This window comes from Dickeya ananatis (genome assembly GCF_019464615.1).
Classification (GTDB): domain Bacteria; phylum Pseudomonadota; class Gammaproteobacteria; order Enterobacterales; family Enterobacteriaceae; genus Dickeya; species Dickeya oryzae.
Map to the genome: position 1 here is coordinate 2,293,338 of NZ_CP040816.1, position 13,095 is coordinate 2,306,432.

At 53.0% G+C, this 13,095-nt stretch carries 13 protein-coding genes; 8 read left to right on the forward strand and 5 right to left on the reverse strand.

The window, feature by feature from the left end; all coding sequences use genetic code 11:
* Window positions 1-28: 28 nt before the first annotated feature.
* Entirely contained in the window at window positions 29-277 is a 249-nt protein-coding gene (locus FGI04_RS10125) for an acetyl-CoA carboxylase (protein ID WP_019845612.1), read from the reverse strand.
* Window positions 278-306: 29 nt separating this feature from the next.
* Window positions 307-1,089, reverse strand: a complete 783-nt coding sequence (locus FGI04_RS10130; RefSeq protein WP_342700559.1) for a 5-oxoprolinase subunit PxpA — start codon at window positions 1,087-1,089, stop codon at window positions 307-309.
* A 127-nt stretch (window positions 1,090-1,216) separates the two neighbouring features.
* Here FGI04_RS10130 and FGI04_RS10135 point away from each other — a divergent pair, with 127 nt between their 5' ends.
* Window positions 1,217-2,131 carry a LysR family transcriptional regulator gene (locus FGI04_RS10135; protein ID WP_342700558.1) on the forward strand — a complete coding sequence of 305 codons (915 nt, stop codon included), beginning with the start codon at window positions 1,217-1,219 and terminating at the stop codon, window positions 2,129-2,131.
* Here FGI04_RS10135 and FGI04_RS10140 read toward each other — a convergent pair.
* Complete coding sequence (locus FGI04_RS10140; protein ID WP_342700557.1) at window positions 2,128-3,309, reverse strand: MFS transporter; 1,182 nt, start codon at window positions 3,307-3,309, stop codon at window positions 2,128-2,130. The genes FGI04_RS10135 and FGI04_RS10140 overlap by 4 nt on opposite strands.
* A gap of 96 nt (window positions 3,310-3,405) precedes the next feature.
* Between FGI04_RS10140 and FGI04_RS10145 the strand changes: the two genes are divergently transcribed.
* Window positions 3,406-3,900, forward strand: a complete 495-nt coding sequence (locus FGI04_RS10145) for a MarR family winged helix-turn-helix transcriptional regulator (RefSeq protein ID WP_342700556.1) — start codon at window positions 3,406-3,408, stop codon at window positions 3,898-3,900.
* A gap of 69 nt (window positions 3,901-3,969) precedes the next feature.
* Here the strand turns inward: FGI04_RS10145 and ompX are convergent, their stop codons facing one another.
* Window positions 3,970-4,485: an outer membrane protein OmpX gene (gene ompX, locus FGI04_RS10150; protein WP_248587770.1), complete on the reverse strand. Its 516-nt coding sequence runs from the start codon at window positions 4,483-4,485 to the stop codon at window positions 3,970-3,972.
* Between the two features lie 373 nt (window positions 4,486-4,858).
* Between ompX and rhtA the strand changes: the two genes are divergently transcribed.
* The 6 genes from rhtA to FGI04_RS10180 all read left to right on the forward strand — a co-directional run bounded on the left by rhtA (window position 4,859) and on the right by FGI04_RS10180 (window position 11,486).
* On the forward strand, window positions 4,859-5,740 hold the full coding sequence (gene rhtA, locus FGI04_RS10155; RefSeq protein ID WP_342700555.1) for a threonine/homoserine exporter RhtA: 882 nt from the start codon (window positions 4,859-4,861) through the stop codon (window positions 5,738-5,740).
* 499 nt (window positions 5,741-6,239) lie between these two features.
* Entirely contained in the window at window positions 6,240-6,743 is a 504-nt protein-coding gene (dps, locus tag FGI04_RS10160) for a DNA starvation/stationary phase protection protein Dps (protein WP_038908293.1), read from the forward strand.
* A gap of 502 nt (window positions 6,744-7,245) precedes the next feature.
* Complete coding sequence (gene glnH, locus FGI04_RS10165; RefSeq protein WP_342700554.1) at window positions 7,246-7,992, forward strand: glutamine ABC transporter substrate-binding protein GlnH; 747 nt, start codon at window positions 7,246-7,248, stop codon at window positions 7,990-7,992.
* 155 nt (window positions 7,993-8,147) lie between these two features.
* On the forward strand, window positions 8,148-8,807 hold the full coding sequence (gene glnP, locus FGI04_RS10170; protein WP_342700553.1) for a glutamine ABC transporter permease GlnP: 660 nt from the start codon (window positions 8,148-8,150) through the stop codon (window positions 8,805-8,807).
* Window positions 8,804-9,526 (forward strand): glutamine ABC transporter ATP-binding protein GlnQ, encoded by a 723-nt coding sequence (gene glnQ, locus FGI04_RS10175; protein ID WP_012885098.1) that lies wholly within the window; start codon window positions 8,804-8,806, stop codon window positions 9,524-9,526. The genes glnP and glnQ overlap by 4 nt, the downstream gene beginning before the upstream one ends.
* Before the next feature lie 232 nt (window positions 9,527-9,758).
* A complete protein-coding gene (locus FGI04_RS10180; RefSeq protein ID WP_407336674.1) occupies window positions 9,759-11,486 on the forward strand; it encodes a fibronectin type III domain-containing protein in 1,728 nt (575 codons plus the stop codon).
* A 103-nt stretch (window positions 11,487-11,589) separates the two neighbouring features.
* Here the strand turns inward: FGI04_RS10180 and FGI04_RS10185 are convergent, their stop codons facing one another.
* Window positions 11,590-12,867: an acid phosphatase gene (locus FGI04_RS10185; protein ID WP_342700551.1), complete on the reverse strand. Its 1,278-nt coding sequence runs from the start codon at window positions 12,865-12,867 to the stop codon at window positions 11,590-11,592.
* Window positions 12,868-13,095: the final 228 nt, after the last annotated feature.

Here is a 13,095-nt window from a genome sequence, read left to right on the forward strand (position 1 = left end):
ATAATGAGGTTATAGGGTAGATTTACCGTTATTCATCGATTTTTATGATGGCTATAACCTGCCCCGGTTCCAGCGCATCACCGTTATTCACACAAAACGAAACTAATACCCCGGCCTGCTCCGCATAAATCTCACTGAACTGTTTCATCACTTCGACCAGACCAATAACGCTATTCGCCGTCACTGGGGTATTCTCTTCAATAAACACCGGGGTGTCCGGGGCAGGCTGCCGATAGAAAATACCCGGCAAAGGGGAACACACTTCATATGTTTTCATTATCTTTAACCCTTATATTTATTGACTGATTACCGATGATTGAAACTATTTTTCAATGGCGAGCGCACATGAATATTGGCGTCATTCAATGCTTCTCGCGTGGCTTTAATTAATGACAGCGCACCGGGGGTATCACTATGAATACAGATAGAATCAAACTCGACAGCGATATCCTCGCCGTCAACCGTCGTGACTTTGCCCTCAACACAAGCGCGCACGACCTTCGCCGCCACCGCCGTTGGGTCCAGCGTACCGACCCGGCGAGTAAACACGATAGAACCACTGATGTCGTATTCCCTGTCACCATAAAACTCACAAATAACAGGATGTTGTAGCTTTTTTGCTTCCTGCCACACCAAGGAACCGTGCAGGCAAAATAACCGTAATTCCGGGTCCAGCCGGTGCAGTGCTTCCACAAACTGTTGCGCGGCAACCTGATCACGGGCCAGATGCATATACAACGCGCCGTGTGGTTTCACATGCTGTAACGGTAATTGGTGCAGTCGGGTAAATTCTCGCACCGCCCCAAGCTGATACAGAATGTCATTGACCACTTCCTGCGGCTGGCTATGAATATGCCGACGACCAAAACCGACCAGATCGCGAAATCCGGGATGGGCACCCACTGCAACACCACACGCTTTAGCCCATTCAATGGTCTGGTATATCGTTGAAGGATCGCCTGCGTGAAATCCGGCGGCAATATTGGCCGAACTGATATAAGGCATAATCTCCTGATCAACGTTATCGCCTATTTTCCAGGGACCGAAGTTTTCGCCCATATCGGAATTCAGATCGATTTCATATTTCATAGTTATTTCTTATTTGTGATGGTTTTGTTTAAAAATAATATAGAACTACAATTTTCCATTCGGAAAGACGTATTTTCAGAACACTCACTATCTGAAAAACAGAACGCTCATCGATAAGGAAACGGTTATGGTCACATTGCGTCAGATCCGCTACTTCATCGCCACCGCCGAGATGGGCCAAATCTCACAGGCGGCGATTCATCTCAATATTTCGCAGTCGGCGGTCACGACCGCTATTCAGGAGTTGGAACACCTGTTGGGAAAGCCGCTGTTCCTGCGCTCGGTACACGGTATGACGCTGACGGAAAACGGCAGTTACTTCCTTAATCACGCTTATGCGGTGCTGCGCAGTGTTAACGACGCCATGAACATCCCGTTAACCGATAACCGAATCAGCGGTTCACTGAATATCGCCGCCAGCTATACGGTCATGGGCTACTTCCTGCCTTTTCACCTGCAACGGCTGTCTGACGGTTTCCCTCATGTCACCCTGCATCTCAATGAACGTGAGCGGCAGGATATCGAACTGGGGTTACTGGACCGCTCGTTGGACCTATCGTTAGTGCTGACGGCTAACCTCACGCATCCGGAAATCACCTCAGAAACTCTGTTTAATTCCGAGCGACGTCTATGGCTACCCAGTCGGCATCCTTTGTGTGATAAAGCGGAAGTGAGCCTGGCGGATGTCGCTGACGAGCCTTTTATCATGCTGACCGTCGATGAGGCGGACCACAGTGCGATGCGTTACTGGGAGTCAAGTGGACATCGCCCGAAGGTGATGCTACGCACCAGCTCGGTGGAAGCGGTGCGCAGCATGGTGGCGAATGGGTTAGGTGTGGCGATACTGTCTGATCTGGTGTACCGCCCCTGGTCGCTTGAGGGGCGGCGTATCGAGACCCGTTCACTAAAAGATAAGGTTCACCCCATGAGCGTTGGGTTGGCCTGGTATCGTGACGCCGAGTTTAGCCCGGCCATGCAGGCGGTGCGGGAATATTTCCGTAACCTTTTCCTGACACCGCAGTTGGCGTTTTCACGCCGTTAGGCTGATGCCGGAACCGGATCACGTGGACCAAAACGCAGTGCCATCAGGATCAAGACGACAACACCCGCCGCCATGATAAACCAGGCTTGATTCAGCCCGCTGGTATGTTGCCGGATAAATCCTGCCAGCAGCGGCATCAGGCTGGCTATCAGATAACCGCCGCCTTGCACAAACCCCATCAGTGCACCGGCCTGACGCGGGTCGTCTACCTGATCCAGCGCGATAATCAGCGACAGTGGAAATAACGCGCCAATCCCCAACCCCAGTGCCACCATAATCGGCAGTACCAACGTCAGCGGTGCCAGTATCAGGCCAGCCATGCCCAGCAGCAGCAGCAGCAACACCGGCAGCAACAGATAGCGCCGGTCAGGAACATGGTTGATAAGCCACGACACCAGCAACCCGGCCACCACTTCTGTTAGCGTCAGCCCGCCCAGTAGCAGGCCACTATGGGCCGAGCTCCAGCCAAGCTGTGTGTAGTAAGGCGGCAACCAGGCCAGCACCAGGGTATAGGCTGCGGTGCCGATACCAAAAAATATCATCAGCGCCCATGCCCGGCTGCGCGGCAAAGCGGCTACCGCCCTTGTGTGCGGTGCATTATTCGGCATTGGATTGATCGATACGGTGATCATCCAGGCCACGGCAGCCAGCGTCGCCAGACCACCCCATATTGCCAGCGCACCGTCCCAATCCATCACATCCGCCAGCGGAGAGACACTGGCTGCGGCCAGCGCGGCACCCGCCATAATCGCCGTGGTGTACAACCCCATCAGGCGGCTGCTTTGTTGACTGAAGCTACGACGCAAAAACGACGGCATCAACGTCTGAATCAACGCAATACCAATACCCGCTAACGCCGCGGTCAGCAGTAACCCGGTGGTGCCGGTTAACCAACAACGCAGCAGGCTGGCAACCGCAATGCCGACAATACCGACACCGATCCCCCGGTATTCACCCACCCGGGCCTGCAACCATCCACCATACAAGGCACAGATCCCCATCGCAAATACAGGCAGCGTTGTCAGCAGGCCTGCCTGCGCATCCCCCATGCCGGTATCTGCCTGAATCCGTGACAGCAACGGCCCAATACCGGCCAGCACCGGCCGGAGGTTAAGTCCCAGTAACATGACGGTAATAACGACAAAAAATAGTGATTTGGCACGAATTGCGTGTGACATAGCGCTCCCTGTGGCTACTGATACTTGAACAATGATACATTTTACCCATAGAATATCTTCACAAAAAGAATCTTAACGTCAAGATAAATTATACGTATGACTGATCGAGCAGATAATGCATATGAGCAATGGCAACGGGAAAGACCGGATATTGACCCGTTTCCGATGCAACTGGTAGGGCGGTTGTTTGAAGCCTCATTGCGGCTGGAACGGGATCATCTAAACCCGCTGTTTGCGCAGTTCGGCCTGCGCCCAGGTGAATTTGATGTACTGGCAACCTTGCGGCGTAGCGGTGCACCTTACGCACTGACGCCCACTCAACTATACGAAGCACTGATGATGTCATCAGGCGGTATGACCAACCGTATCGACCGGCTGGAGCAGGCACAATGGGTCGTGCGTCAAAGTAACCCGCAAGACCGACGCGGCACCCTGGTGAGATTGACAGAAAAAGGACGGGAACAGGTCGAAGCAGTGCTGACGCAGCATATTGATAACGAACGGCAACTACTGGCATCGCTGGATGAAGAAGAACAACGCCAGTTGAATGTGTTGCTCAAAAAATTACTGGCCGGTTTGCCACAGCAATAAAAAATCCGCCCGGATGGGCGGATTTTTAAGCGCACTGCGTAAAAGCTGTGCCTGACGCACTGGGTGCAATTAGAAACGGTAGCCTACGCCAACGTTCCAGCTGCCCACGTCAACGCTGCGGATGCGGCTCTGTTCGTAGCCAACATCAAAGGCAACGTTCTGAACCGGGTTGAACTGCAGACCAGCACCATACACAAAGCCAGCATCGCTGGTGCGGTTGTTGGAAGAACCGTCAGTTTCGTTGAAGGTGAACTTGCCTGCGCTCACACCCACCAGACCGTAGATGCTTGCCCAGTCATTGAAGCGGAAAGACGGACCTGCGCTGAAGCCATAGTACTGGTTCTTGTTGTAAGTGGTACCAATAGTCTGGCTGTCTTGCAGATAGGTGAAAGAACCTACCACGCCCAGCTGGCTATTATCAAACTCGTAACGGTACTTCAGGTTGAAGCCCGGCAGTTTGTTCTGCACGCTCTGAGCGTCACCCTGAGCATAACCCAGAGTAACAGTACTTTCACCAGCGACAGCAGAACCAGCGCTTACAGCCAGAACACAAGCTAAAGCGGAAAGACACGCGATTTTTTTCATAATATGCCTCGAATTTATCTTACCAAAGAAGATTTAAGCGAGGTAAATATAACAAAAAATTAGGGCGCATGCTGCCTGGTTATTATTTTTCAATTAGGGTAAACATGTAACAAAATTTTTCAATATCAAGGTAATTGACTGTTTTAAAACAAAAAACAAAGTTCATTTTTACATGAAAAAAATAATAACAGGCCGTTCTTTGATACAGAGTTTTCTTAATTTTTTGATTAATTTTCAGGCTGATTTTATATCAAAAAAAAGATTTTCAAAGTGAGAGTAAATTAAGGTCAACAAGAGTAAACTAAGCGAGAATAATTTGTTCATTTATTGCCTGCTTTTCCCCGATTGCCCCACTGAATGTTAAGGCCCTGCAATGACCTTGATTTCCGCATTAAAAAACTCCGTTCTGTTACCCGTATTACTGCTAATCATCGCCATGTTGTCCATCCAGACGGGGGCCGCGCTGGCCAAAACTGTCTTTCCGCTGATTGGCGCATCCGGCATGACGGTGCTGCGTCTGGCGATAGGCTCGCTGATTTTACTGATAGCGTTCAAACCCTGGCGGCTACGCGCGGGTTCCAACCGGTTGCCATTGTTGATTTATGGCATCACGCTGGGCGGCATGAACTATCTGTTTTATCTGGCGGTGCGCACCGTGCCATTGGGTATTGCGGTAGCGCTGGAATTCACCGGGCCGCTGGCGGTGGCGATACTGGCCTCGCGCCGAGTGTTGGATTTCGTGTGGATAGCGCTGGCTGCCGCCGGGCTGTGGCTGCTGTTGCCACTCGGTCAGCACGTCAATAATGTCGATCTCACCGGTGCGGCTTTCGCCGTGGGCGCAGGTGCCTGCTGGGCAGGCTACATCCTGTTTGGCCAAAAAGCGGGTGCCAGCCACGGTGCCGGTACTGTCGCGATGGGCTCGCTTATCGCCGCGCTGGTGTATTGCCCGATAGGATTGCTGTTCTCCGATATCAGCAGCCTATTGTCGATGAGCATCTTACCCATCGGAGTTGCCGTGGCGGTACTCTCTACCGCCCTACCCTACACATTAGAAATGCTGGCGCTGACCCGGCTGCCGACACGCACCTTCAGCACATTGATGAGTCTGGAGCCCGCGGTGGCAGCCTTATCCGGCATACTGTTTTTGAATGAGCACCTGACCCTCACTCAGTGGCTGGCGCTGGCGTTTATTATTATTGCGTCCCTGGGCACCACGCTCAGCGTGAAAACGCGTAGCGCCTCTGCCACATCCTAAAACACCGGCAGTCAGTATTGCCCTGCAATACTGACCCACCATTGCGGTGTCACCCTGGCTAAAAAATATTTCCCACCGGTCATCCGGCTGGGAAATAGTGCGTTGATTGCCTTTACTGCCTTCAATTACTGTCTTCTACTGTCTTCAATCGAAAGTGTCATTCTTGAAAGTGTCATTCTTCGCTGATGCGTTATTAACCACCGCATTCAGAAAATCAGTGGATTATTCCAATAGCACTAAACGTGAAGTTAACCTTCTTGTTTTCGTTATCAGGCTGGCAACGTAAATCATTCTCCCTCCTTCACCGATATCCTTTCGCTTTTTTAGCGGGTGATGTGAGCGATAAATAACATGCCAACGGTACGTTATTCTTCACTGCCTGAAGCTATTCCTGTAATAGACCGAACTGAGCATCCCCGGCAGATATCGACTGTTATAATTCTTTTCGTTGAAAGCCAGACTCATTATCAGCAACAGAAGAAATAAAGAGGATAACACTATGCGTACAGCCAAACTGGTAAAAGCAGCATCTGCTGACCTTATTTTCACCCGTAACGATCTGGACGATAACGTTAAAGCCTCGACCATCGCCCTGCTCAACCAGCTGGTCGTGGACTTTACCGATCTGTCGCTTATTACCAAACAGGCGCACTGGAATATGCGTGGAGCAAATTTCATCGCCGTACATGAAATGCTGGATACCTTCCGCACATCGCTGGTGACCCATCTGGATACCTTCGCCGAACGCGTGGTGCAATTGGGCGGCGTGGCAACCGGCACAGTGCAGGTCATCCATCAGAATACGGCGTTAGCCAGCTACCCACTGACGCTCCACAGTGTGCAAGACCATCTGAAAGCATTGGCGGATCGCTATGCCATTGTTGCCAATACGGTGCGTAAAGCCATCAGCCAGGCGCAGGACGAAGATACCGCCGACATGCTCACCGCCGCCTCCCGCGATCTGGATCAGTACCTGTGGTTCATCGAAGCTAACATCGAATAATTCATCAATCACTACCGGCGGGCTCTGCCGCCGGGTTTCCCCGACTATTATCAGCACTTCCCCTTCACAGTTGTTCTCTCTATGCCATTTTCCACGATTCTGACACCCTCGGACGCTGTGAAATAATATGCATTTTTTTTGCATCGCTACTCAGAACGCATGTGTAGCAGCCAAAAAATGTACAAAAAATTAGCGCTTGTTAGCAATATTGCCTTTTGAACGTAATCAACGGTTGTGTCCCCTGCACAATTCAGTTATTCATAGCAGCGCGTTCCATAGGCGTTTCTGATGGAAGCACCATAATTATTAGCGGGTCTACCCGTCCTGTTTTGGCAACGACTCCCCCTGTTTTCTCCGCCGCACCGTCAACGGCAGCACGGCGGGCGACCCTAGCCGATGCCGTGCCATCAGCGTCATACCGACATGCCGGAGTGGGTGCAACACACCTGTGAGGTGCGGTGAGACAGTGGAATATATAACCAACGAGAGGAAGGACGTTTTGATGAAATCGTTATTTAAATCTTCACTGGCCGCATTAGCGCTGGCCTTCAGCCTGTCCGGTCAGGCCGCAGAGAAGCCGCTCATCGTAGCAACTGATACAGCATTCGTACCGTTTGAATTCAAGCAAGGCGACAAATATGTCGGTTTTGATATCGACCTGTGGGATGCCATCGCTAAACAGCTGAACCTGACCTATACCCTGAAACCGATGGATTTCAGTGGGATCATCCCGGCACTGCAAACCCGCAATGTGGATCTGGCGTTGGCTGGCATCACTATTACTGAAGAGCGTAAGCACGCAATCGATTTCTCGGACGGTTACTACAACAGCGGCCTGCTGGTGATGGTACGTGCCGACAATCAGGACATCAAAGGCGAGCAGGATCTGGCCGGTAAAGTCGTGGCAGTGAAGAGCGGCACCGGTTCTGTCGACTACGCGAAAGCCAACATCAAAACCAAAGAGCTGCGTCAGTTCCCGAACATCGACAACGCCTATCTGGAACTCGGTACTAACCGCGCCGATGCCGTGCTGCACGACACGCCAAATATCCTTTACTTCATCAAAACCGCAGGCAACGGCAAGTTTAAAGCGGTAGGCGATTCCATCAAAGCACAGCAGTATGGTATCGCGTTCCCGAAAGGCAGCGACGACCTGCGCAACAAGGTGAACGCGGCGCTGAAAACCCTGCGTGACAACGGCACCTACGCCACTATCTACAAGAAATGGTTCGGTACTGACCCGAAATAACCAGCGGAAACACAACACGCGTGCTGAGCATGTGTGTTGCCTGGTTAACGACGTACCAGGTTGAGTAACGTATCCGCTTAATAGCATTTAGGGTGCCGTCGGCCAGACCGTTCGGCACCTTGCTATTACAGAATGATTATTGCTGGAGAATGTTCATGCAGTTTGACTGGAGTGCCATCTGGCCGTCCATCCCGCTTCTGCTGGAAGGGGCGAAAATGACCCTGCTGATTTCGGTGCTGGGTCTGCTGGGGGGGCTGGTAATTGGCGTACTGGCAGGGTTTGCCCGTGTTTACGGCGGCTGGCTGTCCAACCGTATCGCGCTGGTATTTATCGAAATCATCCGCGGTACGCCGATTGTCGTACAGGTGATGTTTATCTATTTCGCGCTGCCGATGCTGCTGACCTCAATACGCATCGACCCGTTTAGCGCGGCCGTGGTCACCATTATGATCAACTCGGGCGCTTATATCGCGGAAATCACCCGTGGCTCGGTGTTGTCTATCCACAAAGGCTTTACTGAAGCGGGTCTGGCGCTGGGGTTGTCCCGTCGTGACACACTGCGTCATGTCATCGCGCCGCTAGCGCTGCGTCGCATGCTGCCGCCACTGGGCAACCAATGGATCATCAGTATTAAAGACACCTCGTTATTTATTGTCATCGGCGTTGCAGAGCTGACCCGCCAGGGGCAGGAAATCATTGCCGGTAACTTCCGCGCACTGGAAATCTGGAGCGCAGTCGCCATCATCTATCTGGTGATAACGCTGGTGTTGAGTGCCGTTTTACGCTGGCTGGAAACAAGACTGAAAATTATATGATTGAATTTAAAAACGTATCGAAACACTACGGCCAGACGCAGGTGCTGCACGATATCAACCTGCAAATTAAACAGGGCGAAGTCGTCGTGATTATCGGGCCGTCCGGGTCTGGTAAATCCACCCTGCTGCGCTGTATAAACAAGCTCGAAGAGATTACCAGCGGTGAACTGGTGGTGGACGGTCTGACCGTCAACAGCCCAAAAGTGGACGAACGACTGATTCGTCAGGAAGCGGGGATGGTGTTCCAGCAGTTCTATCTGTTTCCACATCTGACCGCGCTGGAAAACGTGGCCTTCGGTCCGATTCGGGTACGTGGCGCCAGCAAAGCCGACGCGGAAAAACTGGCACGCGAGCTATTGGGTAAAGTGGGTCTGGCAGAGCGTGCGCACCACTACCCTTCCGAGCTCTCCGGCGGCCAGCAGCAACGTGTGGCAATCGCCCGTGCATTGGCGGTTAAACCGAAACTGATGCTGTTTGATGAGCCCACCTCGGCGCTGGACCCAGAGCTGCGTCACGAAGTCCTGAACGTAATGAAGGATCTGGCTGAAGAAGGCATGACCATGGTGATCGTGACCCATGAAGTGGGATTCGCCCAGAAAGTCGCCTCCCGCCTGATCTTCATCGATAAAGGCCGCATCGCCGAAGATGGTCACCCGGATGAGTTGATTTCCAATCCGCCCAGCGATCGTCTGCGTGAGTTCCTGCAACACGTATCCTGATAGCGCAGTGACGGCAGCCTTGACCAGGCTGCCGTCAGTACTGGCTTCTGGCGCCTTCTGACTGCCCTTCACCGTTGCTGCTATTATCACCACACGATGTCCGACTATTCCGAGATTGATGCTACCGGGTTTGGCATTTTTTACTGATTCCGATACGCTGCACGAAACGTTTGTCACGCATTATTCATATCACTTTTAAATCAATACGTTATCAGTTCACCAGGATGTACGCATGAAAACTCCCCGTTCTCGCCTTTCCCGACGCCGATTCAGCGCCCTGCTGGGCGGATTGTTTTTCAGCGCATATGGGCTCGCAGACGACACGCCGCCCACGGTCGATACGCAACGCAGTGCTGGCACCGTCGCCTCATCCAGTACTTCCGCGCTCAGTACTTCCACGCTCAATAATTCCGCATTCGATAAAGGCGATCAGGATCTGTCCTATCCGAAGATCAACGGCCTGTACCAGCGACCAGCGACCAGCGGCGTCACGCTGATCGGCGACAACGACGGCGAAGCCAATAAGTACGTTGAACCGGTTAAAGGCTCAAAAGAAGGAAAGTACCTGTTATTACATGCCGGAGAACACCTGACGCTGACCGGCCAGGGGTATTTTCTGATGCACTGGGAACTCAACTACTTCAATCATGGCGGCACCTTACTGGCAGACAATGCGCCACTGGTGACCACCTCACAGGGTTTCATCAAAAAGGTGGCGTTAACCGGCCGTTACGCGCCGGATTACCCCCTTGACGGCGCACCCGGTCGCTCTGCGGTGTGGAACGCCGGTATCCAAACCAGCACTGGCAATCCGCTGGTGCCTTTCTCCGTTGGCGCACCGGCTGGTAACGGTGAAATCATGCCCAGTCTGTGGCTCAACGAGATTTTCTATCTGGACGGCACCGCGACACTCACTCAGCGCGAAGGCCCGGTGGATTATGACATCAGCATCACGCCACTGACGCTGTCCGACGTAAATAACCGGCTGGCGGCAACGCGCTATCGCATTAACGCCACCACGCTACGCGACGGTATCTCGTTGGATCCCTATACCGGCGCAGATAAGCCCCCCTCCTCGCCCGATAGCCTGACGGCAGGCGTTATCTCCAGCTCGGTGGTGCAACTGGACTGGAATGATGGCTCGGACAACGAGCGTGGCTTCGTCGTTGAATATTCGTATGCGGGTACTTTCGGCGAAGGATCCTACGACACTACGCCCCATCACTATGATGCTGGTGCAGTCTATACCAGTGCCAAATCGCTGGGGCCGAACGCCACCTCCATCGAGGTCGGGACGCTGGAGCCCAACACGACTTACGCCTTTCGGGTCAAAGCCTACAATCAAGCCGGAGATTCTGCCTACTCCAACGTGGTCACGGTCACCACACCGCCCGCCGCCGCACTCAGCAGCAACTGGACGCAGCAGGATATCGGGAAAGCCGACACGCCCGGCTCCGCCAGCGAAGATCATGACGTAATTGCGCTACAAGCGCATAACGGCGATATGTGGGCAGAGTCTGACAGACTCCATTTTGTGTATCAAAAACTGAAAGGCGACGGCAGCATCACCGCACGATTGATAGACCTGCGCTATAGCGATCCTTACGCCAAAGCCGGTGTGATGATGCGAAATACCCTATCCGACAGCAGTGCTTACATGCTGACTGGCTATATCGCCTCATCTGGCGCGATGTCGCAATGGCGCAGTAAAGAGGCCAGTGCCACGGGTAGCCGGGGACGGTTTGCCAAATCCGAAAATGGCAGTCAGCCGACCTGGTTACGATTGACCCGTGATGGTAACGCCTTTATCTCTGAGGTATCCAGCGATGGGCAGAGCTGGACTACGCTCAATAAAGTCATCAATCAAAACATGAACGATACGCTGTACGTCGGGCTGGCACTCTCGTCACGCCACAATAGCGGGAAAGTCAGTTTCGATAACGTGAGCATTGAGCGTTAGTCGCCCCGGTTGCAGTTGGGTATAGCCACAAAAAAAGAGAGGCGTGAATCTCGCCTCTCTTCATCGCTCACCATGATTTCCCCCTGTGAAGAGGGAATCACCTTTATTTTTTCGCGGATTCCACCGCGTCATGCAGGTTCAGGCGCTGCCAGAAATTGGCGTCCTGCCCACCGGCGGACAACGGATAACCGTCAGCAATGGCGGTTTTTACCATCAAGGCACGACGTTGGGCGGCGCTCAACTGAGGCAATGGCCCTTCCAGCAACACCTCAGCGCCTTCCGGCACCTTGACCACCTGGGTTTTCACCTTCGCCATCGGCAGGTTGTACGTCATGGTGTAACGGTAGAATGACTTCATTGCCGGGTCGGTGTAAGGGTCGTTTTTACCCTGCGGTTTGGCACATTCCGCCACTGTCGTGCCACAGGCTTTTTCCAGCGCAGTCCGCAACTGGGCTTTCGCCTCATTGAACAACACGCGGTATTTCGGGTCATTGAGAAAATGCGCCACGCTACGCTCAGCGGTCATGCGCCCACCGATGACATCCAGCGGATAATGTACCCCCAACACCAGACGGGAATATCCGTAGGTGGCGGCACGATCGAGAAGCGGCACAAAACGTTCTGGCAGCATCTGCGCCAATAGCAGTGCATCGTTATAGCCGCCATTGGTATGCCCGCTCGGGAATGAACCACCCGACGCGGTGTAAAGGGCATTGTCCGCTACGACAGCGGTATCCGGCACCAGATGGATGCTGTTACCCTCGTGTTTGAACGGACGCGGGTAGTTAAACGCGTTTTTCGCCGCAGACGTACTGACGTTAGTGGCTTTAATCAGCGCGGCGGCTTTGCCGATTTCACCTTTCTGGTAGACAGCAAGAAACGCCTTGCCCAATTTCGGCCCCAGCGCCTCTGCCAGCGCATACAGATAGCGGGTATTTTCAGCGTCAATCAGCGCTTTCTGTCGCAATGGCAACGTCGCTTCCAGATTAATGCGCTCAACGGTCGCCAGGTTTTTCGCTAACACCTCGGCAGGCAGGGTTCTGAACCCCTCCAGCAATTTCACGCTGGCCTGCTGCTGGTCTTTCGGGTTGAACGCGTAACCGGTGGCTTTCAGCCATTTCATATCGCCCTGCGGTTCCCCCTGATCCGGCGCTTTATCCAGCACGGCGCGAGTCAGCTTTGGCGCGGTTCCCTGTAAGGCTTTTTGCAGGTACTGCTGCACCCGTTGCTGCATTTCAATCACCGGCGCACTATTGCTGGCCTCGGTGGTCGTTTGCAGCAGGCTTATCTGCGACAACTGGGTGTCACTACGGGAAGCGGCTTGTGTCTGGGCTGTCGCCAGTGAGCAAACCACCGCCATAAACACGTAAGAATAGCGCATGATATGTCCTTTTTATTGTCACGAATTATCGTCAAAGACAAGAAACAGCATCAGCCTAAGCGCTGCTGATGACAGTTCAGTGAAACTTTTTTAATAACAGGCACTTTCATTGCAAATTGATTGCAAATAACCACCAGACCAGTATAGGCAGGGGTTTCTGCTGGCGCGAGAGAGCCGCACCGGTTTAGCGATATAAAAGAGTGATGGAGCAGGCAAAACAGGCGCTGT

Bases quoted from the DNA above. Each gene is read 5' to 3' on its own strand.
- dps (WP_038908293.1), top strand. From the start codon at position 6,240: ATGCGTACAGCCAAACTGGTAAAAGCAGCATCTGCTGACCTTATTTTC.
- FGI04_RS10125 (WP_019845612.1), bottom strand. From the start codon at position 277: ATGAAAACATATGAAGTGTGTTCCCCTTTGCCGGGTATTTTCTATCGG.
- ompX (WP_248587770.1), bottom strand. From the start codon at position 4,485: ATGAAAAAAATCGCGTGTCTTTCCGCTTTAGCTTGTGTTCTGGCTGTA.
- glnP (WP_342700553.1), top strand. From the start codon at position 8,148: ATGCAGTTTGACTGGAGTGCCATCTGGCCGTCCATCCCGCTTCTGCTG.
- FGI04_RS10185 (WP_342700551.1), bottom strand. From the start codon at position 12,867: ATGCGCTATTCTTACGTGTTTATGGCGGTGGTTTGCTCACTGGCGACA.
- glnQ (WP_012885098.1), top strand. From the start codon at position 8,804: ATGATTGAATTTAAAAACGTATCGAAACACTACGGCCAGACGCAGGTG.
- FGI04_RS10180 (WP_407336674.1), top strand. From the start codon at position 9,759: ATGAAAACTCCCCGTTCTCGCCTTTCCCGACGCCGATTCAGCGCCCTG.
- rhtA (WP_342700555.1), top strand. From the start codon at position 4,859: ATGACCTTGATTTCCGCATTAAAAAACTCCGTTCTGTTACCCGTATTA.
- FGI04_RS10145 (WP_342700556.1), top strand. From the start codon at position 3,406: ATGACTGATCGAGCAGATAATGCATATGAGCAATGGCAACGGGAAAGA.
- glnH (WP_342700554.1), top strand. From the start codon at position 7,246: ATGAAATCGTTATTTAAATCTTCACTGGCCGCATTAGCGCTGGCCTTC.
- FGI04_RS10130 (WP_342700559.1), bottom strand. From the start codon at position 1,089: ATGAAATATGAAATCGATCTGAATTCCGATATGGGCGAAAACTTCGGT.
- FGI04_RS10135 (WP_342700558.1), top strand. From the start codon at position 1,217: ATGGTCACATTGCGTCAGATCCGCTACTTCATCGCCACCGCCGAGATG.
- FGI04_RS10140 (WP_342700557.1), bottom strand. From the start codon at position 3,309: ATGTCACACGCAATTCGTGCCAAATCACTATTTTTTGTCGTTATTACC.